General features: G+C 60.4%; 20 protein-coding genes and 1 pseudogene. 10 read left to right on the top strand and 11 right to left on the bottom strand.

The genetic code is table 11. The annotated features are described in order from the left end of the window. The first annotated feature begins 26 nt into the window (after window positions 1-26). The 6 genes from BJP05_RS06990 (at window position 27) to BJP05_RS06965 (ending at window position 8101) form a co-directional block, all read left to right on the top strand. Complete coding sequence (locus tag BJP05_RS06990; RefSeq protein WP_168156189.1) at window positions 27-1991, top strand: Rib/alpha-like domain-containing protein; 1965 nt, start codon at window positions 27-29, stop codon at window positions 1989-1991. A gap of 12 nt (window positions 1992-2003) precedes the next feature. After that, on the top strand, window positions 2004-4376 hold the full coding sequence (locus BJP05_RS06985) for a hypothetical protein (RefSeq protein WP_070362791.1): 2373 nt from the start codon (window positions 2004-2006) through the stop codon (window positions 4374-4376). Between the two features lie 163 nt (window positions 4377-4539). Further along, on the top strand, window positions 4540-5496 hold the full coding sequence (locus tag BJP05_RS06980) for a metal ABC transporter substrate-binding protein (RefSeq protein WP_070362790.1): 957 nt from the start codon (window positions 4540-4542) through the stop codon (window positions 5494-5496). 3 nt (window positions 5497-5499) lie between these two features. Continuing rightward, window positions 5500-6249: a metal ABC transporter ATP-binding protein gene (locus tag BJP05_RS06975; RefSeq protein ID WP_070362789.1), complete on the top strand. Its 750-nt coding sequence runs from the start codon at window positions 5500-5502 to the stop codon at window positions 6247-6249. 50 nt (window positions 6250-6299) lie between these two features. Continuing rightward, window positions 6300-7202 carry a metal ABC transporter permease gene (locus tag BJP05_RS06970; RefSeq protein WP_240492728.1) on the top strand — a complete coding sequence of 301 codons (903 nt, stop codon included), beginning with the start codon at window positions 6300-6302 and terminating at the stop codon, window positions 7200-7202. Next, the gene (locus tag BJP05_RS06965; RefSeq protein ID WP_070362787.1) at window positions 7199-8101 is read left to right on the top strand and encodes a metal ABC transporter permease; all 903 of its coding nucleotides are present in this window, start codon (window positions 7199-7201) and stop codon (window positions 8099-8101) included. The genes BJP05_RS06970 and BJP05_RS06965 overlap by 4 nt, the downstream gene beginning before the upstream one ends. On the opposite strand, the gene BJP05_RS06960 is transcribed toward BJP05_RS06965, so the two are convergent. Together BJP05_RS06960 and BJP05_RS06955 are read right to left on the bottom strand one after the other, a co-directional pair. Next, a complete protein-coding gene (locus tag BJP05_RS06960) occupies window positions 8004-8705 on the bottom strand; it encodes a metal-dependent transcriptional regulator (RefSeq protein ID WP_070362786.1) in 702 nt (233 codons plus the stop codon). The genes BJP05_RS06965 and BJP05_RS06960 overlap by 98 nt on opposite strands. A gap of 5 nt (window positions 8706-8710) precedes the next feature. Further along, the gene (locus BJP05_RS06955; RefSeq protein WP_070362785.1) at window positions 8711-9154 is read right to left on the bottom strand and encodes a hypothetical protein; all 444 of its coding nucleotides are present in this window, start codon (window positions 9152-9154) and stop codon (window positions 8711-8713) included. On the opposite strand from BJP05_RS06955, the gene BJP05_RS06950 reads away from it, so the two are divergent. Further along, window positions 9153-10307: a YihY/virulence factor BrkB family protein gene (locus BJP05_RS06950; protein ID WP_070362784.1), complete on the top strand. Its 1155-nt coding sequence runs from the start codon at window positions 9153-9155 to the stop codon at window positions 10305-10307. The two genes, BJP05_RS06955 and BJP05_RS06950, sit on opposite strands and share 2 nt — an antisense overlap. Here the strand turns inward: BJP05_RS06950 and BJP05_RS06945 are convergent. Continuing rightward, a complete protein-coding gene (locus tag BJP05_RS06945) occupies window positions 10304-11950 on the bottom strand; it encodes a peptide chain release factor 3 (RefSeq protein ID WP_070362783.1) in 1647 nt (548 codons plus the stop codon). The two genes, BJP05_RS06950 and BJP05_RS06945, sit on opposite strands and share 4 nt — an antisense overlap. 131 nt (window positions 11951-12081) lie before the next feature. Here BJP05_RS06945 and BJP05_RS06940 point away from each other — a divergent pair, with 131 nt between their 5' ends. Next, the gene (locus BJP05_RS06940) at window positions 12082-12636 is read left to right on the top strand and encodes an NADPH-dependent FMN reductase (protein WP_070362782.1); all 555 of its coding nucleotides are present in this window, start codon (window positions 12082-12084) and stop codon (window positions 12634-12636) included. 10 nt (window positions 12637-12646) lie between these two features. Here the strand turns inward: BJP05_RS06940 and pth (BJP05_RS06935) are convergent, their stop codons facing one another. Continuing rightward, window positions 12647-13249: an aminoacyl-tRNA hydrolase gene (gene pth, locus BJP05_RS06935; RefSeq protein WP_070362781.1), complete on the bottom strand. Its 603-nt coding sequence runs from the start codon at window positions 13247-13249 to the stop codon at window positions 12647-12649. Window positions 13250-13303: 54 nt separating this feature from the next. Here pth (BJP05_RS06935) and BJP05_RS06930 point away from each other — a divergent pair, with 54 nt between their 5' ends. Beyond that, entirely contained in the window at window positions 13304-14227 is a 924-nt protein-coding gene (locus BJP05_RS06930; protein WP_070362780.1) for a nitronate monooxygenase, read from the top strand. On the opposite strand, the gene pth (BJP05_RS06925) is transcribed toward BJP05_RS06930, so the two are convergent. The 7 genes and pseudogenes from pth (BJP05_RS06925) to BJP05_RS06895 form a co-directional block, all read right to left on the bottom strand. Continuing rightward, window positions 14224-14799 carry an aminoacyl-tRNA hydrolase gene (gene pth / locus BJP05_RS06925; protein ID WP_070362779.1) on the bottom strand — a complete coding sequence of 192 codons (576 nt, stop codon included), beginning with the start codon at window positions 14797-14799 and terminating at the stop codon, window positions 14224-14226. The genes BJP05_RS06930 and pth (BJP05_RS06925) overlap by 4 nt on opposite strands. Window positions 14800-14883: 84 nt before the next feature. After that, on the bottom strand, window positions 14884-15516 hold the full coding sequence (locus BJP05_RS06920) for a 50S ribosomal protein L25/general stress protein Ctc (protein ID WP_070362778.1): 633 nt from the start codon (window positions 15514-15516) through the stop codon (window positions 14884-14886). 141 nt (window positions 15517-15657) lie between these two features. Further along, window positions 15658-16722, bottom strand: coding sequence for a histidinol-phosphate transaminase (hisC, locus tag BJP05_RS06915; RefSeq protein ID WP_070362777.1), 1065 nt, complete (start codon window positions 16720-16722; stop codon window positions 15658-15660). A gap of 33 nt (window positions 16723-16755) precedes the next feature. Further along, window positions 16756-18114 carry an amino acid permease gene (locus BJP05_RS06910; RefSeq protein ID WP_070362776.1) on the bottom strand — a complete coding sequence of 453 codons (1359 nt, stop codon included), beginning with the start codon at window positions 18112-18114 and terminating at the stop codon, window positions 16756-16758. A gap of 162 nt (window positions 18115-18276) precedes the next feature. After that, window positions 18277-19254 carry a ribose-phosphate diphosphokinase gene (locus BJP05_RS06905; RefSeq protein WP_070362775.1) on the bottom strand — a complete coding sequence of 326 codons (978 nt, stop codon included), beginning with the start codon at window positions 19252-19254 and terminating at the stop codon, window positions 18277-18279. Window positions 19255-19263: 9 nt separating this feature from the next. Further along, complete coding sequence (gene glmU, locus BJP05_RS06900; protein WP_071573299.1) at window positions 19264-20703, bottom strand: bifunctional UDP-N-acetylglucosamine diphosphorylase/glucosamine-1-phosphate N-acetyltransferase GlmU; 1440 nt, start codon at window positions 20701-20703, stop codon at window positions 19264-19266. A 66-nt stretch (window positions 20704-20769) separates the two neighbouring features. After that, a pseudogene (locus BJP05_RS06895) lies at window positions 20770-21996 on the bottom strand (MFS transporter). A gap of 54 nt (window positions 21997-22050) precedes the next feature. On the opposite strand from BJP05_RS06895, the gene BJP05_RS06890 reads away from it, so the two are divergent. Beyond that, window positions 22051-23583: a multicopper oxidase family protein gene (locus BJP05_RS06890; RefSeq protein ID WP_070362773.1), complete on the top strand. Its 1533-nt coding sequence runs from the start codon at window positions 22051-22053 to the stop codon at window positions 23581-23583. The last annotated feature ends 26 nt before the right edge of the window (window positions 23584-23609 follow it).

Here is a 23609-nt window from a genome sequence, read left to right as displayed (position 1 = left end):
TCGCGGTCGCAACGGCGACTTCAATCATGCTTGCGTCCGCAGGTAGTGCTCCAACATATGCCCGTGCCGAGCAAGATTCTCCGGGAGTGATCGACGAAGTTGCCGTCGATACTTCAAACTCGCTGGGGTTTGAGGAACTTCCGGAAGGGAAAGCGAAGCGCTCGTACCTCTTCCTCGATACCGATGGTTCACCACTGCAGGACACCGAGGTACGGTTCGTGAGCCAGGACGGGAAGACTTCGCACGTTGCGCGCACCAACGAGAATGGTGCAGTTGCGTTCATCGTCGACCCAGGTTCGTACCGCTACCAAATCTATGGCGGAAAGGACCCGGAGAAACCGCGCTTTGTTTCGGGTTGGATCACCGTCAAAGAAGACACGTTCATCATCACCTCGCTGAAGCTGCCTGCTGAGCAAACCATTTTCTATACGTGGCCGAAGATTGACTTGAAGCCAGGTGAGCGCAAAGTGGTCATGCCAAACGAGGAGAATGAGACCGGTACCGAGTTTGAAAAGATCGGTGGGACTCCTGAATGGGTGACTGTCTACCGTGACGGCACGGTGGAGGTTGCACCACTCGAAACGACGAAGGCCGGTGTGTACACCGTCAAGATTCGCGCTTCGAATGCACCTGACTTTGCCGTCAGGATTGAGTTGCAGGAATCAGCTAGTGGCGCTGATCGGTACGCCTTCAAGTACCCAACTAGCTACGTTCGTCCCGGTTCTGTCGGTTCAAGCATCACACCGAGCTTGACGCTGCGTAAAGACGGCTACGACTTCATTAACCAGCCGGTGCCTCGTGGGACGACGTTTGAGACTTCATACCCAGAAGCTACGATCGATAAGAACACCGGCGAGGTCAAGTACGTCGCTTCGAGGGGTACCAAGGTCGGGGAGACCGTCAAAATTCCGGTGACCGTGACGATGCCCGACGGCAGCCAGCTGAAGACGGACGCCGCTTTTGAGGTGATTCCGCCACTGCTCAAGACAGTAACGGACATCTCCTATGATGACGCCCGCGTGGCGCCAGGTGGAAAGTTCGTTGCAGATCTCAACTCCCGCGAACCGCTGCCCGTTGGCACCGAGTTCCGTTGGGACGCTAGAAAGAACGCTGACCTCCGCGGATGGAACGTCGCCGTCGACAGTGCCACGGGGGTCGTCGAGGCTGTGGTTCCCGAAGGCGTCGAGGATAAGGATTACAACTTACACATCCTGGCCAGCTACACGGATGGGTCAAGGGAGTACGTAACACTGCCTGTGCACATCGTGAACCAACTCAGCCCGGAGGAACTCGAGGCACACAAGCTGCGCTATGCACAGCAAATCGTGACCCCTGGTAAGGCGTTCACCGCTGAACCAGAGGGCGATCCTGTCTACGGCAGCGTGTTCTCCATCGAAAACGACGGTGGCATTCCGATCACCATTGACCGCGCGACAGGCCGCGTCACTGCAAAGATTCCGGCAGATACCGAGGCAGACAGCACCTACACCGCGAAGCTGCGCGTTGACTTCCCCGGTGGGCACCAAATCATCGAGTTGAAGGCAACTGCTAACTCGTTAGCTAGGAAGAACACAGTCGACTACGCTGTGCAAGAGGGCTTTGCCAAGCCGAAAGATCAGTTCTCTGGTGTGCACTACGGGCTGCCAAAGAGCTACAAGAACCAGGACGCGAACGTCGATATCAACCCGGAAACGGGCGAGGTGCGAGCTACGGTGCCACGTAGTCAGAAGCCAAAAGAGATTAACGTTCCTGTTGTTGTGACGTGGGAAGATGGCTCACAGCAGCTGATCGACCTACACGTTGTGCCTAAGCAAACAGCGACGCAAAAGGAGCTGAACTGGGAGCGCGTGTGGTGGATCGTGCCGTTCATGATCGCCGCTGAGGGCCTTGGTGTCTTACTCTTCTGGTTGTGGGACAGTAATAAGCATGTTCCGCCGTTTAATGCGGTGACGCATGCGTTGAAGAACGCCGGATTTGACGTTTCGGGATAAAGGACGAGAAAAGTGAAGATGAAACGAGCTCTTGCTATCGCGCTGTGCGCAGGCCTTGCCTTCGGTGGGGTGCAGCCCATCGCTGAGGCTGGCGTTCAAAAGATTCCCGGCGGCGTCTGGATCGAGAACGATTCGAAGACTGAAGGCTTTGCTATCTCGGACCTGGCGTACGGGTCGAAGCTGACCACGACGTTCCAGAACCCGCAGTCGGTCGGCGGTTTGCTCGAAAGCAGCCTGCAGACTGTCCTGACCGTCGACGGGCGGCAGGTGGCGTTCCTCCCGACTGAGACGAAGTCTGACGTTGAAGAAAACGAGATCGGTTACAAGGTCATCCTGACGCACTACGATGCGAACACCGAAATCCAGATCACGCGCACGATTGAGATCGGCACAAATTCGATGGACGTGACGGTCGAGGCTACGAACAAGTCGAAGCGTGACCGCAAGATTGACATTGAGATGTTCTCTGCCGTGCCAAAGTATGCGCAGTATCAAGGTACCTACCGAGGCGGAAGGTTTAACTTCGGTCCTGCCGAAAAACCTGGCTACGATGTTTCGGTGAACTTCCGTGGTGCTGACGTCTCAAAGGCGGCGGGGCACGCGATCGAGTCTGGCGAAGCTAGCCGGGTGGGTGAAGTTGCCGAAGACGGCGCCGGCTACCAGTACGCGGCGTGGAACAAGGAACTACCAGTTCAGGGGACGGCGTCGGTTACCGCGAACATCTTCATCCAGACGCAGCCCACGGCGAAAGACACTGACCAGGATGGGCTGCCGGATGAGTGGGAGAAGGTGGGGTTTACCGCTGCTGACGGGACCCAGCTTCCACTCGACAGGTGGGGGGCGAAAGTAGGACAGAAAGATCTGTTCCTGCAGTTGAACTGGATGAAGTCTGAGTGGGAGACGCTGAACTGCAACGAGGTGAATAAGTTCGGCGCGAACATCCAAGACTTTGAGAAGTTTGCGAAGTGCGCTGAGGCGAACGCGAACGTGTACCGGCCTTCCCGTGAGTCCCTGATGGAGCTGGAGGATAAGTTCGCTGCGCACGGGATTCGTCTCCATATCGATGCTGGTGACCTCTACACCTCCATCCCTAACTACGAGAACAGGCACGGTGGCCCAACGGAGGACTTCACCCCGCTGTACTTCGCGGATGGTATGTCGAAGCGAGACAAGCTAGGGCAAAAGCGCCAGGAGCTGCTCGGTACTCGTGAGTCGGTGTTCCGCGTCGGCATTATCGGCGACCAGATGGAGAAAGGCGACTGGTCGACGGGTACCGGCCTGGTCAACGACTCTGCGTTTTACGTGTCTTACCACGAGAACGTGACCAACCAAGAGCAGCTGCGAAACACCATCCTGCACGAGTTCGGCCACAACCTAGGCCTGACCCACAATGGCGCACTGTCGACGAACCCGGTGGATACCGAGGCGTATTTGCCGACGTACAAGTCGGTCATGAACTACCTCTACCAGTGGTCGCACTTCGACTACTCCGACCAGGCCTATGAATCGGTCCCCAAGACCGACAAGAGGTACCCGAAGGAGAAGTGCGAACAGGACGGCGTCGTCTGCTACGAGGGCGAATACTCTGTACCAGCGGACTGGGACAACCTGAACCTCAAGGGCAAATACATTGGCTCAGGTGAAGGCACCGTTGGCACCGACGACATTCCGGAGCCAAGCCACAATACTTCTGCTCGCGAGCTAGAAATCATTGCTGCAGATCAGAACCCTGGAAAGGCCGGTTTCCGTCTGGCCGGTGGTGAAGATGCGGCGGTGGTGACGAACCGTTCAACCGACGTACTGACTGGTGAGATCCGCAACCTCGGTCTGGATCTGCACAAGTTCACGGTGTACGCCAAATACCCGACGATCACGGGTGCGGAGCCAATCGAAGTCACTGTTCCTGGCCAGATTAACGCCAGCGGTGCGGAACCTTCTGCACGTGTTGAAATCCCGATCAAGAATGCAACCTCGCTGCGGGACTCGACGATGCCGCTTGAGATCCGCATCGTTAACGCCGAAGGCGACGAGGTATTCAAGGAGGAGTACCAGGTTTCCGTTCTTGACTACACGGCGGAAGAGATGGAGCGCATCCGCAAGGAGATCGAGAAGGATCCAACCGCTAGTGACCGCCTGAAGGAATCTGCGCGCCGGATTCTGGACCCGAAGGCTGGGCGTCAGGCACCGGAGGAGCCGGACCGCATTGACGTTGAGACGCCGAAGCCTCAGGCGCCACCGACCGATACTGGTGTGAACACGGGCCAGTCGGACAAGTCGTCCGCGTCCGACAACGTGGGGATGATCGTCGGCATTATCGCTGCAGTCGGCGGTGTGTTGGCGGCGGTCTACGCGGCGGCATGGGCATCAGGTCTTCTGAAGTTCTAAACTTCTCTCTACAAAGGCCCCGTGGGAATTCTCCCGCGGGGCCTTTCTCTATTTGTGCAGCTCAACCATATCTTCATGTGAGTTTGCATATAATAAGTTGCAAGTTCGGTAGGGCGAACTTTAGAGTTGGTGAGGTACACCTTAGTTTGAAAGGAAACACTTCATGTCACGCACATCCAGGATCCTCACTGCATGCGCGCTTGCCTTGGGCGTAGGGCTCGCAGGCTGCTCGTCTACCGAGGACAACCAGGCGACACAGGACGGCATCAACGCCGACGGTGCGCTGCAGGTCTACGCAACCACGGGTTACCTCGCGGATGCCATCGCCAACATTGCGCCTGAGGCGGAGGTCACCACGATGGTTGGCCCGGGCGGGGACCCGCACACCTACCAGCCCTCAACGAAGGACATCGACAAGATTCAGTCCTCCGATGTGGTGTTCTGGAACGGCCTGCACCTCGAAGCTCAGATGATCAAGCAGCTGGAGAGCCTCGGGGACCGCCAGCTGGCAGTAGGAGACAAGCTGCCGAACAATCTGCTGCTTGACTGGCCAGAAACCGATGCTGAGGGCAACCCTCTGCATGACCCGCACGTATGGAACAGTCCAGAGGCGTGGAGCCTGGTTGTCGGCGAGGTCGCAAACAAGCTTGCAGAGGTCGACCCTTCGAAGTCCGATGAGTACCACGAGAACGCCGCGAAATACCAGGCGGAAATCGCGGATGCGAACGAAAAGGCTGCAACCATGCTGGCGAACATCACTGGGCCACGCATCTTGATCACCGGCCACGATGCCTTCAACTACTTCGGCAAGACCTACGGGTTGGATGTGTACGCGACGGACTTTGTTTCCACAGAGGCGAAGCTGTCGGCGTCGGAACTTTCGGACCTTGCGGATCTCATCGCGGACAACAAGGTGCCGACGATCTTCCAGGACAATCAGGCGAACCCGCAGGCGATTAAGAGCCTGCAGGAGGCTGTGCACGCCCGCGGGTGGGATGTCGCCATTTCTGACGAGGAGCTCTTCGCCGACACCCTCGGCCCCACCGCGCCAACGGATACCTACATCGGGGCGTTCCTGCATAACGCTGAAGCAGTTGCTGCAGCGCTCGGGGGCAAGTAACCCATGACTACGCAGACGTTTGCGTGCGCGACGCATAATCTTTCCGTTGCCTACCACCTTGATCCGGTCCTGGAACAGGTGAATGTGCGGTTCCCCGAGGGCGCCATCATGGGGATCGTCGGGCCGAATGGTGCCGGCAAGTCAACACTGATCAAGGCGATGCTGGGGCTTATCCCGACGCTGACCGGGGAGACCGAGTTCTTCGGCCAGCCGCTCAAGGCAGTGCGCCACCGCGTGGGGTACATGCCACAACACGCGAGCGTCGACTGGGACTTTCCTACGACGGTGCTCGACGTGGTGACGATGGGTACGTACGGGAAGCTGGGCTGGTTCCGCAGGGCGGGGAAGCGCGAACGCGCCGCCGCATACGAAGCCTTGGAACGCGTAGGGATGCAGGATTTCGCTGGCCGCCAGATCGGCGCACTCTCAGGCGGGCAGCGCCAGCGCGTCTTTCTCGCACGCGGGCTAGTACAGGACCCGGACTTGTTCTTCCTCGACGAGCCGTTTCAAGGCATTGACGCGAAAAGTGAGGCGACAATTATCGACGTGCTCCGCACCATGCGCGAGAATGGCACAACAATCGTGATGGTGCACCACGACCTTTCGACAGTGCCGACGTACTGCGATGCGGTGACGCTGCTGGATAAGACAGTGATTGCATCGGGGCCAGTCTCCTCCACGTTTACGCCGGAAACGATTGCGCAGGCGTACGGGTTAGGCGCGGACTCGATGAGATTGTTGGGTGTGCTGTGATGGGGACGTCGATAAGCCTTGGTGCGTTCTTTGCGAACCACACCTATGCCATGGTGTTTTGGGGGACCACCATCATTGGCGCAGTGGCAGGGATGCTTGGGACGTTCGCGTACCTGCGCAAGCAGTCGCTGACCAGTGATGTGATTTCGCACTCCGCACTACCAGGCACGTTGCTGGCGTTTTTGCTGTGCGTCGGGCTGGGAGTCGACGGCCGTAACATGGTTGCGCTGCTGGTTGGAGCCGTAGTCACTGGTACGTGCGCGGTGATGGTGGCGAACACGATTACTGCCCGGACGCGGACGTCGATTGACGCGGCGATGGCGATCAGCTTGTCGTTCTTCTTCGGGTTCGGGATGCTGTTGCTGGACGTGATCACGAGCAATCCGTTCCCAGGCAAAGGTGGTATTCAGGACTACCTGTTCGGCAACGCATCCGTGATTACCAGGGCGGACCTGCGAATCAGCATCATCGTCGGGTTGCTCGCGGTCTGCGTGATGTGCGTGTTGTTTAAGGAGTTCGAGCTGCGCTCCTTCGACCCCGTGCAGTCCACGATGCTTGGGTTTCGCCCGAGGGTCATCGACACGGTGATGTTCATGACGATCGCGCTTGCGACGGTGATCGGCGTCAAATCTGTCGGGTTGGTGTTGATGGTGGCATTCGTCGTAACTCCGCCTGCCGCGGCGCGCCAGTGGGTGCAAACGGTGCCAGCGATGGTCGTGCTCGCGGGCGTGTTTGGAGCCGTCGGCAGTGGTGCTGGATCCTACTTGTCCATCGCGCTTGGCAACGTGCCGACCGGCCCCGTTATCGTGCTTGTCCTGTTCGCGGTGTTTCTGGTGTCGTTCATCTTCGCCCCGAAGCGAAGCGTCATCGCCCGGGCCCGTTCGCAGCGGCGAGCGACGGCAGCGCTGCGTGCCCGGCTGGAAACAACAGTTTCGGCGGAGGTAGCGTCGTGAGTTTCATCGTCGGAACACTTTTGCTCGCGGTGGTCACGGCGTGCGCATGCGCAGTGCCGGGAGCATTCGTTGTGCTGCGGAAGCACTCCATGCTCATAGATGCTATCGGGCATGCGATCTTGCCGGGCATTGCCCTGGGGTACTTGTTTACGAACAACCTGAACTCACCGGTGGTGATCGTGTGCGCGGCGCTGGCCGGTGTGGCGGTGGTCCTCGGCGCACAGTGGCTCGGGGATTCGGGACTCGTGACTGGAGACGCCCCGCAGGGCCTCATCTTCCCGGCACTGTTCAGCGTGGGCGTCATCCTGATTACCTCCCACTTCTCGAACGTCCACCTGGATACACACGCGGTGCTCGTCGGCGACTTGAACCTGGCTGCGTGGAATCAGCTTACTGTTGGCGGGGCGCAGCTGGGACCGGTGTATCTCTACATCATGCTCGCGGTGCTAGCGCTCAACGTGGTCGCGATTGGTCTTGTGTATCCGCAACTGCTCGCGTCCACGTTTGATGGCCAGTTCGCACGCAGCATCGGCGTGCCAGTGAGCATGCTGTCCGTCGCGTTTATGTTCCTGGTGTCCTTGACCGTCACAGCAGCGTTCAACGCAGTCGGGGCGATCCTGGTCATTGCACTGGTGGTCATCCCCGCGGCAGCAGCCAAACAGTTGGCCACGACGGTACCGCGCATGATGACCCTGACGGTTCTGCTCGCTGCGGTTGGGGCAGTCGCAGGCTTCGGCGTCGCCTACCTTCTCGACGCCCCCACCTCCGCCACGATGACTGTCATCTACGGGCTCGAGTTCCTCAGCTGCGCCCTCTGGGCACGGCGGGCTCAGCGGTCACCCACACGGCGTCCGCTGCGCGTTTCCCGAGCGCAAGTGGAGGTTGCTGGCCGTCGATAAGCACTTCGACGGTGTCAGAGAACGGGGCTGCCTGCTGGGTACGCAAGTGCGTACCCACCGTGATACCGGAGGTGTCGAAGAACTGCAGCAGACTCGGGTCACCGTCGGAGACACGTTGGACCACGACGTCGTTGTCTGGGGCGATCGTGCTCAGCGGCTCAGCGTGGAATTGCGGCACGGTGCCGTCGGCGGCGGGGATGGGGTCGCCGTGTGGGTCGCGGGAAGGGTAGTTGAGGTGGGCGTCGAGGCGCTGCAGCATGAATTCCGAAACGGCGTGCTCGAGGACCTCGGCGTCGTCATGCACCTGGTCCCACGAGTATCCGAGCGTTTCCACGAGGAATGTTTCGATGAGGCGGTGACGGCGAATCATCGCGACGGCGTGCGCGCGGCCTTCCTCCGTCAGCGTAATGGGCGCGTAAGGCTTATGGTGTACGTACCCTTGCTGAGCAAGCTTCTTGACGGCGTCCGACACGCTCGAGAGCCGAAGCCCCATGTAATCCGCCAGCACCTTGGTGGTCACCTTCGTGTCTGACCATTCGGTGAGCGCCCAGAGTGACTTGAGATAGTCCTGCGTACTGGTGGAGAGCTGGGAAACGGAATCCATGGGGCTTACTGTACAGACTCGAGAATGAACGCGAGGTGCATGGTCTGCAGCTCGAGCTCGCCTTCGGTCGCCGGCAGCGAAGCGATTTCCTGACGCGCCTCAGCGGTCAGCGGGATGACCCATCCAGCATTGGGGTCGAGTACAGGAACAGCGGGCTTTTTGACGGGCACCCAGGTCACGGTGCGTGCGCCGGGGCAGATCATCTGGAGTGGGCCGTCGATACGCTGGAGCTCCGCGAGTGCCGCTGGTGTGGAGGTCACGATGACCAGTCGTTCGTCCGAACCTGGGGAGAGCGCTGCAGTCGTGACCTTGAGGACCGGGAGCTCTACACGCTCATACTCCGTCGGGTACTCAGCGAGTGCAGGAGCAGCGCCCGCCCCGAACCATTGCTTAATCTGACCCAACACGCTCATGGTGCACACGATACCCTGTACTAGGGTAAACGCCATGGAACACAGCCAATCGCCTCCGGCGACAGACTACGTCGTGCCCTATGGTCCCGGCGAACTCGTGCACGTGCCGCAGCACAGCGACGGGCCTGACGTGTTCACAAAAGATAACCGGGTCACGCCACAGGGCTGGATATACGTGGCTAAGCGTGTCATTGCGGACTTCTCGGTTGACGCAATGCTTGACCGCGCAGCTGCGCTGACCTACTACGCCGTGTTGTCTATCGCCCCGATGATTTTGGCGGTCTACTCGATCGCGACGCTGCTGCTGCCGCGTGATGAAGCCGCCGTCAACGACATCATCGACGACTTCATCGCCCTCTATGTGCCCGAAGCGCTGGAGGATGAGGCCCTGCGCTTCCTCCTGACGGTGATTGGCACACCGGCGCAGAGCACGATTGCGCTGGTGGTATCGATTGTGATCTCGCTCCTTTCCGCATCCGCGTACGTGCGATCTTTTTCACGGAACGCGAACGTCATGTACGGTCGCATGGAGGGGCGCAACCTGGTACGCACGTGGTTCACGATGTGGGTCACCACGCTGGTCATGGTGCTCGGGGTGATCGTGATTATCGTCGGCACGTTTTTGCGCGAGTCAATCGTGAACGGTCTGCTGCAGCCGATCGCGGAACCACTGGGGATGACCGAGGCCGTTGATTACCTGACAAAGATCTTCCTGCCGGTCTGGGACTACGCCCGCTTCCCGGTCACTATCGTGACTGCGATCGCGTTGATCTCCATCCTCTACTTCGTTTCGCCCAACGTTCGGCCGGAGAAGTTCCGCCTGCTGACCCTTGGGTCCTCGATGGCGCTGACGGCGATTTTCATTATTTGGCTTGGCTTCTCATGGTTCATCGGCACGATAGGGATCTCCAGCGCGTACGGGGCGTTCGGCACAGTGGGCGCCGTCCTTGTGCTGGTCTGGGTGATGAATGTCGTGCTCCTCGAGGGCGTCAAGATCGACGCGGAAGTGCTGCGCGTGAAGCAACTGCAGGCGGGCTACGACGCCGAAACAATAATCCAGGTCCCGCCACGCAGCACAAAAGCGGTCGATTTCCGGCTGAAAGTGCAGCGCTGGATCGACCGCAGTGCCTCAACGCTCAAAGCGCAGGAGGAGGATGACGACGACGTCGAGGAGGGGCCGGAGGCCTAGTCGGCGACGAGTGGTTCCATCGTGAGGTTCGGGTGCTCCTTCTGGATGAAGGCCAGGCGCCACTTATCACCGAACAGGGCGATGAGCTCGCCGTCAGTGCGCGTGAAGATCTCGACGCCACGCTGGCGACCAAGCGCCTCCGCGGATTCGGCATCGGTGCGACGTGCCACCGAGTACGGGATTGGTTCCGTGACTGTTTCCACGTTGTACTCCAGCTCCATGCGGGCCTGCATGACCTCGAACTGCATCGGGCCGACGGCCGCCATGACCGGAGCAGCGTCGCCGCGCAGGTCGTTGCGCAGGATCTGGACAACGCCTTCCGCATCCAGCTGGTCGAGGGCCTTACGGAACTGCTTATACTTGCCCAAAGACTTAGCGCGCAGCGTCTGGAAGTGTTCCGGTGCGAACTGCGGCATCGGCGGGTATTGCACCTTCTTGCCTGCGTAGATGGTGTCGCCCGGCGCGAGCGAACCGGCGTTGACCAAACCGATGATGTCGCCGGGGAAGGCGGTTTCCACGGTGTCGCGGTTACGCCCGAAGACCGTCAGCGCGTACTTGGTGGAGAACGTACGGCCACTTTGGGCGTGCGTGACCTGCATACCGCGGTCGAACTCGCCGGAGATGACTCGCATAAACGCCAAGGTGTCGCGGTGGTGTTTGTCCATGCCTGCCTGCACTTTGAACACCACACCGGAAAAGTCGTCGTCGAGGTCACGGTGAGTATCCATCGCGGTGGTGGAAGTCTCGACGGCCTTGGGGTCGGCGTCACGGCCCTGAGGAGCTGGCGCGATCGCGCACAGCGTGTCCAGGATTTGATGGACACCGAAGTTCAGCATCGCGGAGGCGAAGATGATGGGGGAGGTCACGCACTGCTCGAACAGCGTCTGGTCGTGCACAGCGCCGTCGGCGGCAAGCAGCTCAGCTTCCTCGACGGCGGTCTCCCAGGTCTCGCCCTCGCGGTTAGCTGCCTCATCAGGGGAGTAGTGCTCCTCCGGCGCGATGGTGGACCCGCCGGCGGTACGGATGAAGTGGATATAGTTGTCTGCCTCGCCGTCAGCGTTGATGTGGGCGAGCCCACGGAAGTCGCCAGCCTCGCCGACAGGCCAGTACAGCGGCGTCGGCTGCAGGTCGATCTCCTGGACAATCTCGTCCACCAGCTCGAGCGGCTCGCGGCCGATGCGGTCCCACTTGTTGACCACCGTGACGATCGGCAAGCCGCGCGCCTTGCAGACGCGGAAGAGCTTGAGGGTTTGTGGCTCAAGGCCCTTGGCGGCGTCGATAAGCATGACAGCGGCATCGACTGCGGACAGCACGCGGTAGGTATCTTCGGAGAAATCGGCGTGACCAGGCGTATCAACCAGGTTGATCATGTAGGGCGTCGTCGCCTCCGAGCCTTCGGGGAGGTACTCGAACTGGAGCGCCGAGGACGCTACGGAGATTCCGCGTTCCTTCTCCATGTCCATCCAGTCGGAGACCGTCGACTTGCGGTTGCCCTTGCCGTGCACCGCACCTGCCTCCGAAATGACGTGCGCGTGCAACGCAAGCGCTTCCGTCAGCGTTGACTTACCAGCATCGGGGTGGGCAATGACTGCGAACGTGCGGCGACGGTGGGCCTCTGCGCGGGTACCAGTAGACGTGCTCATAAGTGCTCAAGCGTAGTCGCAAGGCGGGGGAGATAGACAACCGGAGGCAGGTAGGGTGAGGAGGGCGGTGCTATAGTCGCCGCGGTTGGGAAAGAATTAGGTCAACGTAACGCAACACTGTGAGGTTTGTGATGAAAGTCGGAATCGTGCTCGGATCCATTCGCCAAGGCCGCTTTGGCGAGCAAGTTGCCCACTGGGTTGCTGACGCTGCTGCGAACAGCCCCGACGTCACCTACGAGATCCTTGATCTCCAGGAGTTTCAAGTCCCACTGCTCGACACAGCGACGCTACCTGGAGGCGCGAACAAACAGTACGCCGATGAGCGTGTTACCGCCTGGTCTCGCGCAGTCGATAGTTGCGACGGCTACATCTTCGTTACCCCTGAGCACAATCACTCCGTGCCTGGCGCGATGAAGAACGCCTACGACAGCCTCAGCGGCGAGTGGGCCATGAAGCCCGTCGCATTCGTTGGATACAGTGCCGACGGCGCGATTCGCGCGGTGGAGCACTGGCGGCAGATCGTCGCAAACTTTTCGATGTTCGACGTGCGCAACCAAGTTGCCCTTTCACTTTTCGACGACGCCACCAACGGCACCCTCACCCCGCGCCCTCAGAAGAACACCGACCTGACGAAGATGCTGAATGCGCTGGAACAGTTCTTGCGTCACCATCACGCTTCCCAGTAGGAGAGCCGGGTTAGCTGCGCGGGTGGATCTCGTTTTGCGCTTGCGCGAGCCCGGTGCTGGTGATTGCGTGGACGGCATCGGCAGCTAACGCGATTGCGTCAGTGGGGGTGGTTGTGAATTCCGCAAGCACCCAATCGGGGATAGCGATGCCGCTTCCTTTCGGCGGCCTGCCGATGCCGACGCGCACCCGCACGTAGTCGCGCGTCCCGAGCTCCTGCGTGAGCGACTTCAACCCGTTGTGGCCGTTCTCGTTGCCGCCCTGCTTCAGGCGCACCTTCCCGGGAGGAAGATCCAGCTCGTCGTGGACGATCACGATCCGCTCTGGGGGAAGGTTGTAGCGCGCGGCGAGCGGGGCGATGGCCTTGGCAGACTCGTTCATGTAGGTGTGTGCGCGGGCGTAGGCCACACCATCCTTGACGGCGAAGGAGTATCCGCGGCCGGTGGTGACCGGAAGCCCTTCCGCGAGCGCGTCCACAACGAGGTAGCCGATGTTGTGCCGCGTCTTCTCGTATTGGGTACCTGGGTTGCCCAGCCCAACGACGAGCCAGTCAATGTTTTCGGGTTGCTTAGGGACAGAGTTGGTGCGCTTGGGGCGGCGGAAGAAGTTCAACACGGAGGCTAGTGTAAGGCAAAACCCTTCGATTCTCACGGTGGGAGCCGCTAGCGTATGGGTATGCAGCTACCGAAGATTATTGCGGCTCCGATGGCGGGAGGACCCTCCACGCCGGCCCTTGTCAACGCCGTGACGTTTGGGTTCCTTGCGTTTGGGACCTGTAGCGTCGCGCAGGCCCGCGAAGAACTTGCGGAGGTCAACGGCAACTTTGGCGTGAACTTCTTCATGCCACAGCAGATTGCGCCCGATCAGCGTGACGTCCGCGCGCTGGCCGCGGAACTTGGGGTGGAGGTGCCGGATGTTGACTTGAGCTGTGGCTTCGAGGATAAGTTTGCGATTGCGCTCGAGGCTGGCCCTGCAGTGGTCTCCTCGACGTTCGGGTGTTTTTCCGAGCGCGAAATTCAACGCGCACACAACGCCGGCGCGCAGGCCTGGGCGACCGTCACCAACGAAGAAGAAGCGAAGGTTGCCGTCGCGCGTGGCGTTGACGCACTCGTGGTGCAAGGAATTTCTGCAGGAGGTCACCGTGCTACGTGGTCGCCGAACGAGATGCCGGACCCACGTGACACCCTGGAGCTCGTCCGCGTGCTCACAAGCATCGGAGTGCCAATCATCGCGGCCGGGGGAGCGCGCACGCCCTACGACGTCGACCGTCTCATTGAAGCAGGCGCTACGGCGGTATCCTGCGGCAGCGTATTCCTCATGACGGACGAAGCCGGAACGAGCCTGCGTAACCGCGAGCTGCTCCAAAGCGATCGGTCGACGATTGCTAGCAGGGCGTTCAGCGGACGGGTCGCCAGGGGTATCCAGAGCGCGTTCACAGACGCGCACCCCGATCTGCCGCCGCTCTACCCCTACCTGCGCCCCATGACCTCGGAGAATGACTACTGCCTGGTCGGCGCTCGGCGAGGCACTTTGCCTACGGGGCCCGCGGCGGCCGTGGAAGCGTGGATGGCAGGTACCGGCAAACTCCGTTAACCCTGCGCGTGGGCGATGAACGCGTCGGCCGCATCGGCAACAGCAATCGCGACATCGATCTGCTCTTTCGCCGCGAACTGGCGCAGCACGTAGTCCGCCGGCGGCATCTTGCCCGGCGGGCGCCCAATCCCGACCGCAAGCTTGTTGTAGTTCTTGCCGTTTTTCAGCTTCGACAGCGACTGGGTCACTGACTTCAGCCCGTTATGCCCGTGGTCGCCCCCGCCGGTGCGTAGCTTCACCTCTCCCAGCGGAAGGTCAAGCTCGTCGTGGACCACGTAAAGGTCCGCGGGGGAGGCGTCGAAGTAGTCAAGCAGTGCCTTGACCGGGCCGCCAGACACGTTCATGTAGCTTTGCGTTCGTGCCAGGACCACTCGACGGTCCGCCAGAAGCCTGCCTGCGGCGAGTTCCGCAACCTGGGTATTCGTGCGCTTGTGCAGCGCAAGCGTCGCCGGCGACATCGTTGCTCGGCCCGCGAGCTCCTCAATAACAGACACGCCTACGTTATGGCGCGTTCCCTCATATTTCGGGCCAGGGTTTCCAAGGCCCACGACGATGATAGGTGAAGCAGTCATTCCCACATCATAGGCACAGATGGCAAAACGCCCCGCTCGCATGTGGAACGGGGCGTCGAAACGTTGTGAAACGCAGCGGGAGGATTACTCAGCTTCCTCAGTGGACTCTGCGCCAGCTTCAGCGCCGCCCTCTTCAGCTTCCTCAGCTGCAGCCTCGAGATCCTCGTCAACCTGCTCGTAGGTGAAGTTCACCAGCAGGTGATCCGGAGCGGACACCAGCTCAGCGCCCTCAGGCAGCGTGACGTCGGCAGCGGTGATGAGGTCGCCGATCTCCTTGCCATCGATGTTGACCTCGATCTCGTCCGGGATGTTCAGAGCGTCGATCTCGATCTCGATCAGGTCGGACTCGACCAGGACGACTGCGTCTGGGTGAGCCTCGCCGACAGTGACAACAGGGACCTCGACGACAACCTTCTCGCCGCGCTTAATGCCGAGCAGGTCGATGTGGTCGATATCGAGGGTGATCACGTTCTGGTCGATGTGCTTGACCATCGCGAGCAGCTTCTCGCCGTCGAGCTCCAGCTCAACAATGGCGTTGACGCCCTCGTTGCGCACGATGGAGGTCATCTCGATGCGGTCGACAGAGAAGTGGATGTTGTCGATGCCAGCTTCGTAGAGAACGCCCGGGATACGGCCGTCGCGACGCAGGCGACGTGCAGCGCCCTTGCCGAACTCTTCGCGCTTCTGACCTGGGACAACAACTGGGGTAATAGCCATGTTTGTGACTCCTTTTGTAATTGGGCCACAAAAAACCTGTGACCACTGAACGGACAAATTGCTCGTCGAGTGATCACAGGCCAAAGTCTGAGATACATATCGCGTCGATAACGGCCAAAATCAGCCCTCGCCGAGACCCAGCTAGCTTAGGTTTCGACGCCCACCATTGTCAAGCGCCCGCCAGGCGGCAGTGCACGCATTGGTTTCTTCCTCGTTTGTCACCGTAATACGGATGCCTTCATCAAAGGCGCGAACAAGCACCCCGTGCGAAGCAAGCTGCGCCGCCAGATCCTGTGGTGATTCGTTCAAACTCTCTGCCGGAACCCACACGAAATTCGCCTCGGAGTGGGGAGTTCCGTATGCAGCGAAGAACTCCTGCAGCCGCTCACGCTGCGCGCGCGTCCGGGCGACGCGGTCGTGGAGCTCGTCTTGTGAAGACAAGGAAGCAAGCGCACCGACCTGTGCCACCGAGCTCACACTAAACGGAACGGCGACCTTATTCAGCGCATCGATCGTCTCCTCCTGGCCGAACGCGTAGCCAACGCGCGCTCCGGCCAGCCCATACGCCTTGGAAAAGGTCCTAAGGCACACAACGTTGGGATACACCTGAATTTCATCGACACCGCGCGGGGAGTCGGTAGCTGCGTTGTATTCGAAGTAGGCCTCGTCCAGCGCGACGATAACGTCTTGAGGGACGCGGGCCATGAAGTCAGCCCACTCACGCTCCGTGATTGTGGTGCCCGTCGGGTTATTCGGGTTGCACACAAACACCAGGGAAGTTCGTGGGGTAATTGCATCCGCCATCGCTGGCAAATCCATCCGGTGGTCAGCGGTCAATGGCACTGCAACCGGCGTAGCTCCCGCGATCTGAGCGAAAATCGGGTACGCCTCGAACGACCGCCATGGGAAGACGACCTCGTTGCCCGGCTGCGAGGTCATGGTAACCAGCTGCTGGCACAGCGCTGAAGACCCGGTGCCGACAGCGACCTGCTCCGACCGCACGCCGAGCAAGGCAGCAATCGCCTCGCGCAGTTGCATCGCACCCATGTCCGGGTAGCGGTTCACCGACCGCAGTGACTGTGCCATCGCCTCCTCTACTGCGGGCAGTGGGCCTTCAGCAATCTCATTGGAGGAAAGCTTCACCGCACGCTCGTTCCTCTGGCCGGGGACGTAGGACGGAAGGCTATCGAGATCTTTGCGAATCAACTCGGATGCTCCTTGAGTAGAGAATAGAAAATTTTAGGCGCGCGACTTCGGCTTCAACGCCCAAATGATTGAAAGCGCGATCACCCAGCCGATCAGAGCGAACAGGCCGGTGCGGTAATCAGGCAGAAACGCCATCAGGACCAGGACCAGGATGAAAAACCCTGCACAGATCCAGTTTGCCACTGGGTACCACGGAGCGCGGAACGACACATCGGGGTGCGTCTTCCGGAAGTTCAGGTGCGCGAAGCACACAGCAGCCCAAGTAATCAGCTCGGAGCCGACGATGATGGCAAGCAGGATGGCGAACACACGACCCTCAAAGAAGTAGTTCATGAAGACCACAATGCCCATCAGCGAACAGTTGAACAGCAGAGCTCGAAGCGGCAACCCCTTTTTGGTCGTTGCGGCGAAAAATGAAGACGCCTGGCCATTGCGCGCGAGATCGCGCAGCATGCGGCTTCCTGAGTACGTCATTGTGTTACACACTGACGCAACCGCTACCAAAATGACAAGGTTGAGCAAGTGCGCGGCGCCGTCGATTCCCACGGAGGAGAGCACCCTGACGAACGGGCTGGCGGAAATATCCTGTTCGTCCCACGGCGCGAGCAGCAAGATGACGCTCATGCCACCGATGTAGAAGACCAGAATGCGCCAAATAACAGAGTTCACTGCGCGTGGGATCGTCTTCTCCGGGTGCTCCGTCTCGCCAGCAGCGGTACCGATCGACATGATGCCACCGAATGTAAAGGTCACCGCTACCAGGGAGAACAGCACACCAGATGCGCCATTCGGGAAGAATCCGCCGTGGACAAAGAGGTTGCCAAAACCGACTGCTGGCTCCGGACCAAGACCAAGCACCAGCACAACGCCCAGAATGATCATCAGGATCAGCGCAATGACCTTAAACAGTGAGAGCCAGTACTCGGCCTCTGCGAACACGCTCACGCGTGCTGCGTTCACAAGCATCACAACGACAAGCGTGACAAGCGCAGTGAGCCAGTGTGGAATGTCAGGGAACCAGAAGTCGAGGAAGGTGCCCATCGCGGTGAGCTCAATCATGCCCACCACGATGGTGGTAAACCACCAGTTCCACCCCGTGATAAACCCGGCGCGCGGGCCGATAAACTCACGAGCATAGGCCGCGAACGAGCCTGAGACAGGATGCGCTACTGCCATCTCGCCGAGCATGCGCATCAGCAGATAGACGATGAACCCGACAATTAAAAATGTGAGCAGGACCGCTGGGCCCGCATAGCTAATGGATTCCGCAGAACCAAGAAACAGGCCAGTTCCGATACAGGAACCGAATGCGATCATCTGCAGCTGGCGGTTTTTCACCTTGCGCTGCAGGCCACCATCGCTGGTGACTTGGTGTTGTTCATCGCCGCTCATTGGCGTACTCCTTGCGATAAAGATTGCCGGATAGCCGGAGGCTTCCTCACACATTAATCAATTGCGTGTGTCAGACAACCGTTGGGTGTGCACAAAGAACCCCCTTGACGCCGCTTCGCGGGGAAGCGCGCAAGGGGGAGATCCCGAAAGTGAGGCGTAAAGCTATGCCTGTCCCTCGAAGAGCGTCGTTACCGAGCCATTTTCGAAAATCTCGTGAATGGTCTTTGCCAGCAGCGGAGCGATGGAAAGCACGGTGAGGTTCTTCCAGCCTTCGGTGCTCTGCGGAAGCGTGTCGGTCGTGATCACTTCCTCCGCGCCACAGTCGCTCAGACGCTCACGTGCCGGGTCAGAGAAGACACCGTGGGTACACGCGATGACGACCGACTTCGCGCCGGCCTTCTTCAGCACGCCGACCGCACCTGCGATGGTGCCACCGGTATCAATCATGTCGTCCATCAGGATGCAGTCTTTGCCGTCGACGTCGCCGACAACGCGGTTGGAGACAACCTTGTTCGCGGCGTCGATGTCTCGAGTCTTGTGCACGAACGCCATCGGGGCATCACCCAACATATTGGCCCACTTCTCAGCCGACTTCACGCGGCCAGCGTCAGGGGAGACCACCACGAGGTTGTCCATCGGGTACTTGGACTTGATGTAGTCCACCAGGATTGGCTGAGCGTGCATGTGGTCGACCGGGCCATCGAAGAAGCCCTGGATCTGATCCGTGTGCAGATCCACGGACACGATGCGGTCTGCGCCGGCAGCGGTGAGCAGGTCAGCAACCAGGCGGGCGGAGATAGGCTCGCGGCCGCGGTGCTTCTTGTCCTGGCGGGCGTACGGGTAGAACGGCAGAATCGCGGTGATGCGCTTTGCGGAACCACGCTTGAGTGCATCAATCATGATGAGCTGCTCCATCAGCCACTTATTCAGCGGCTGCGCGTGCGACTGCATCACAAAGCAGTCCGAGCCACGCACGGACTCTTCGAAGCGGACAAAGATTTCACCATTCGCAAAATCGCGCGCGGTGGTCGGTACCAACTCGATGTTCAGACACTTTGCGACGGCCTCCGCAAGCTCAGGGTGGGCGCGTCCAGTAAATAGCTTGAGGTCTTTTTGGCTTTCCGTGGAATATCCAGTCATGGTGATCCTTTAGTTCTCGCGTGCTTTCTTTGCAGCATTCGCTGCGTCCGTACCCGGGCGGTTGGCCTCAACCCAACCTTCGATGTTGCGCTGATGGCCCTCCTTGATGGCCAGCGCACCCGCCGGCACATCCTTTGTTACCACCGTACCTGCGCCAGTGTACGCGCCATCGCCTACGGTTACTGGCGCTACGAACATCGTGTCCGAGCCAGTTCGGCAGTAGTCACCGATCGTGGTGTGGTGCTTCTGGACGCCGTCGTAGTTGGCGAACACAGACGATGCGCCGATGTTGGACTCGCGGCCAACGGTGGCGTCGCCAATGTAGGTCAGGTGTGGCACCTTTGAGCCTTCACCAATCTTTGCGTTCTTGGCTTCGACGAATCCGCCGAGCTTGCCATTCGCGCCAAGTTCGGTGCCTGGGCGGATGAACGTGAATGGGCCGACGTTCGCATTCGCGCCGATGACGGAGAGGGAGCCCTGCGTGCGGACAACCTGTGCACCCTCGCCGACCTCCATGTCCGTCAAGGTGGTATCTGGGCCGATGGTCGCGCCGTTGCCAATCACGGTTGAGCCCCACAGCTGTGTGTTTGGCTGAATGATGACGTCCTGGCCGATCTCAACATCCACGCCGATCCATGTCGTAGCAGGGTCGACGACAGTGGCGCCGGCGCGCATGGCGCGCTCGACCAGGCGACGGTTGAGTTCCTTGCCGGCCTCGGCGAGCTGCACGCGGTCGTTCACGCCGGCCAACTCGCGAGGGTCCTTCGCCACGTAGGCGCTGACGGCTTTGCCGTCGCCGCGCGCGATGCCGAGTACGTCGGTGATGTAGAGCTCGCCCTGCGCGTTGTTGGCGTCGATGCGGGTCAGCGCATCGCGCAGGACCGCGGCATCGAAGGCGAACACGCCGGAGTTGACCTCACGGACCTTCTTCTGTTCCTCGTTAGCGTCCTTTTCTTCCACGATTTCCAACACGTTGCCGGAAGCGTCGCGGATGATGCGGCCGTAGCCAGTTGGGTTGTCGAACTCGAGCGACAGCACGGTGACGGCGGCGCTAGTGGCTTTGTGGGCGTCGATAAGCTCGGTGATTGTCGATGGCTGCAACAGCGGCACATCACCGTTCGTAACAACGACAGTGCCCTCGAAGTCTGGGATGACCTCAAGCCCGCACTGCACCGCGTGGCCCGTGCCGTTTTGCTCCTCCTGCACTGCCTGCTTGATGCTGCGCCCCATCTCCTCGGCGATGGCATCGACGGCGGGGGAGACCTGGTCGCGCTGGTGGCCGACAACCGCGACGAGCTCCTGCGGGCCTACCGCGTTGGCTGCGTGCAGCGAGTGCGCGAGCAGACTGCGTCCGCCAATCTCGTGCAGTGTTTTCTGGATGCTGGACTTCATGCGCGTGCCCGCACCTGCGGCGAGGACTACGACGGCGCATTCAGGATGATTTACCACTGAACGGGTACTCCTTAATTCATCGGTGAATGAGGTATAAAACCAACTGCACAACAGCATAACGCGCTACGCGCGCGAGTTTGCAGACACATCCTTCAAACCTGCCGCGCGCCACACACCCACCGCGCCGACCGCGGCTAGGAACAGCAGCGTTGCCTCAGGTCCAAGGGTCGAAATCGCTGATGAGATCGCACCGACGATCAGCAGGACGATCCCCATCGCTGTGTTCGCGGCGCCGGTGATCATCGTGCGTCGATCACCCTCCGCCATGTCCACGAGGTAGGTCTTTCGGCCCACGCGGACCGTCGTGTGTGCCAAGTTGACCAGGAAAAACCCGATTGGCATGATCCAGCGGTTGACCTCGGGAGTAAGCCAGTGCGCGGACATCACCAAGAGCACGAGCACGACGGATGCGGCGCCAGCGGCCCACGCCATCGCGTTTTTCGACGACTTATCCGCCCACATACCGGAGACCTTTCCACCAACGAGTGCGGCGCCACCCGACGCCAGGATGAAGCCGCCGAGGGAAGAGAGATTCGTGCCTTCATGCTGGGCGAGTACGACAATAAAAGGCGTCGAAAGGGCAGTGACCAGCATCAGCGATCGAACGATGAGGAACTTCTGCAGGTCCCTGTCGTCCTTAATCAGGTCCCACGTTTGGCGTGCCCACCCCTTGCTGGAGGCCTCCTAGGGTTCCTCTTCAGGCTCCTTAATGGTGCGGAAAACTAGGGAGGCGAACGCCCACGTGGAGGCGCCCGCCGCAAGGAGCGTCACCAGGACCCATCGGGGTAGGTCATTCGGGAGAATTGCGAACAGCACACCGATCGCGAGGGTGACGGCGCCAGACAGCGCGGTCGCTTGGCCTGTGATGAGGCCACGCCGGCCTTTCGACACGGTTCGTCCTTGTACGTCCTTGCCTGCGATTGAGCACAGCGCGCGGAAGATAGACAGCGCCGCAAGCAAGATGACAACCGCAACACCCAGTGCGGCGCCGTTGAGCAGTGCCGCGGCGAGTGCAATCAGCGCCGCTGATGTGGCCTGGCCCCACGAACCAACCAACCACACCCACTTTCGCGACCTCTGTGATGTGACCCAGGGGCTCAACGCGGCTTGCGGCAGCATTGAGCCCGATTCGCGGATCGGCACCAAGAACGCTGTGAATAGGGCCGGAACCCCGGCAGCCGTGAATAGCCACGGCAGGACCGTCTTCGCGGCGACGATTTGGTCACCGATGCCCTGTAGACCGTTGGCCCATACGAATCGGCGTGCGTTGTACTCCTCGTGAGACGTCATACCAAAGATAGTAGGGTCGGCAGCAGACTTTATACATTCGGATGAGGAGAACCAATGGCTTCGGCACGTGCCAACCGCAACGTCATCAGCAGAAGGACATTCTTCAAAGGGGCACTGTTAACGCAGGTAGCAGTGCTGGCAGCGTGCGCCGGGGAAGGTCCGGGCGGGGTGCGCTCCGGGCAGGCGACGCCCGCGGGTGCTGACGCCGAGTCCCGCCCGCTGCCCATCCCGCCGCTGGAACAGGGCACGCTTAACGGCACCACGCGCAGCTTTGAACTCACCGCGCAGCAAGGCGAGTACGAAATCGTACCCGGCACCATGACGAAGACCTGGGGCTTCAATGGCCCATGGCTTGGGCCCACGCTCTACATGCGCCAAGGTGAAACGATCGAGATGAAGGTGAACAACGAGCTCGACGAGCCGACGGTGGTCCACTGGCACGGCCTGCACTTGCCCGCGGCGGCGGACGGCGGTCCAGCGCTCATCTTCGATCCAGGCACGAGCTGGGAGCCGACATGGCAGGTCGAGCAGGCCGCATCCACCTGCTGGTACCACCCGCACCCGCACGAGATTTCCGCGCTGCACGCCTACCGCGGCCTCGCTGGAGGCATCGTTATCGCCGACGACGCATCCGATGCACTCGGCCTGCCGCAGGAGTACGGCGTCGACGACATCCCCGTCATCATCACCGATGCCAAGTTCACCGAGGACGGCCAACTCGACGAAACCATCGACCCAACTTATGGCCTCCTCGGGACAACGCCGCTGGTCAACGGCATCACGAAGCCGAGCTTTGAGGCGTCGACAAGCCGTGTCCGACTTCGCATTTTCAACGGTGCAACGATGCGCTTCCACCATCTCAGCCTCGGCGTGCCGTTCAACATCATCGCGACAGATCAGGGGCTTCTCGACGCCCCCATCGAAGCCGACGCGGTACTGCTGAGCCCTGGCGAGCGGGTAGAGATCATCGTCGACCTTGAGGCGGGCAAGGACCTGATGCTGCGCAGCGACGGCGTCCCCAATGGGGGAGGCCTGCCTGACGAGGAAGTCGCCAACGGGTTTGGCCTGCAAGACACCTTCGACCTGCTCGAGATCGCAGCGCCGGAACACGACACCGCACTCGACGCGCTACCGGCACAGCTCGTCCCCGTGGTGCGTCCTGATGTCAGCGGAGCACCGGAGCGCGAGTTCCGGCTTAACGGCTTCCAAATCAACGAGCAATCCATGGATATGGAACGCGTCGACTTTGTCATCGACCACAATGGCCCCGAAGTCTGGCACGTCACCAACGAGAACTCCGACTGGCCGCACAACTTCCACGTCCACAACGCCAGGTTCCTGGTGGACAAGGTGGACAACGGCGACGTCGCATTCACCGAAGGCTGGCACGACACGATCTATGTACCGCCACTGTCAACCGTCACCCTCATTGTGGAGTTCGGCTGGCACCCGGATCCGACCTTGGCGTACATGTACCACTGCCACATGCTCTTCCACGAAGATGAAGGGATGATGGGGCAGTTCGTCATGGTTGAGCCTGGGCAGAAGGCGAACCTGCGGCCGATGCCGGAGGGGCATCACCACTAGGCTAAGTTCCAGGAAGACCACGACCT

This window comes from Corynebacterium sp. NML98-0116, assembly GCF_001767255.1.
Taxonomy (GTDB): Bacteria; Actinomycetota; Actinomycetes; order Mycobacteriales; family Mycobacteriaceae; genus Corynebacterium; species Corynebacterium pseudogenitalium.
Note: the sequence above shows the minus strand (reverse complement) of the source record. Positions and strands in the feature narration are given on the sequence as shown.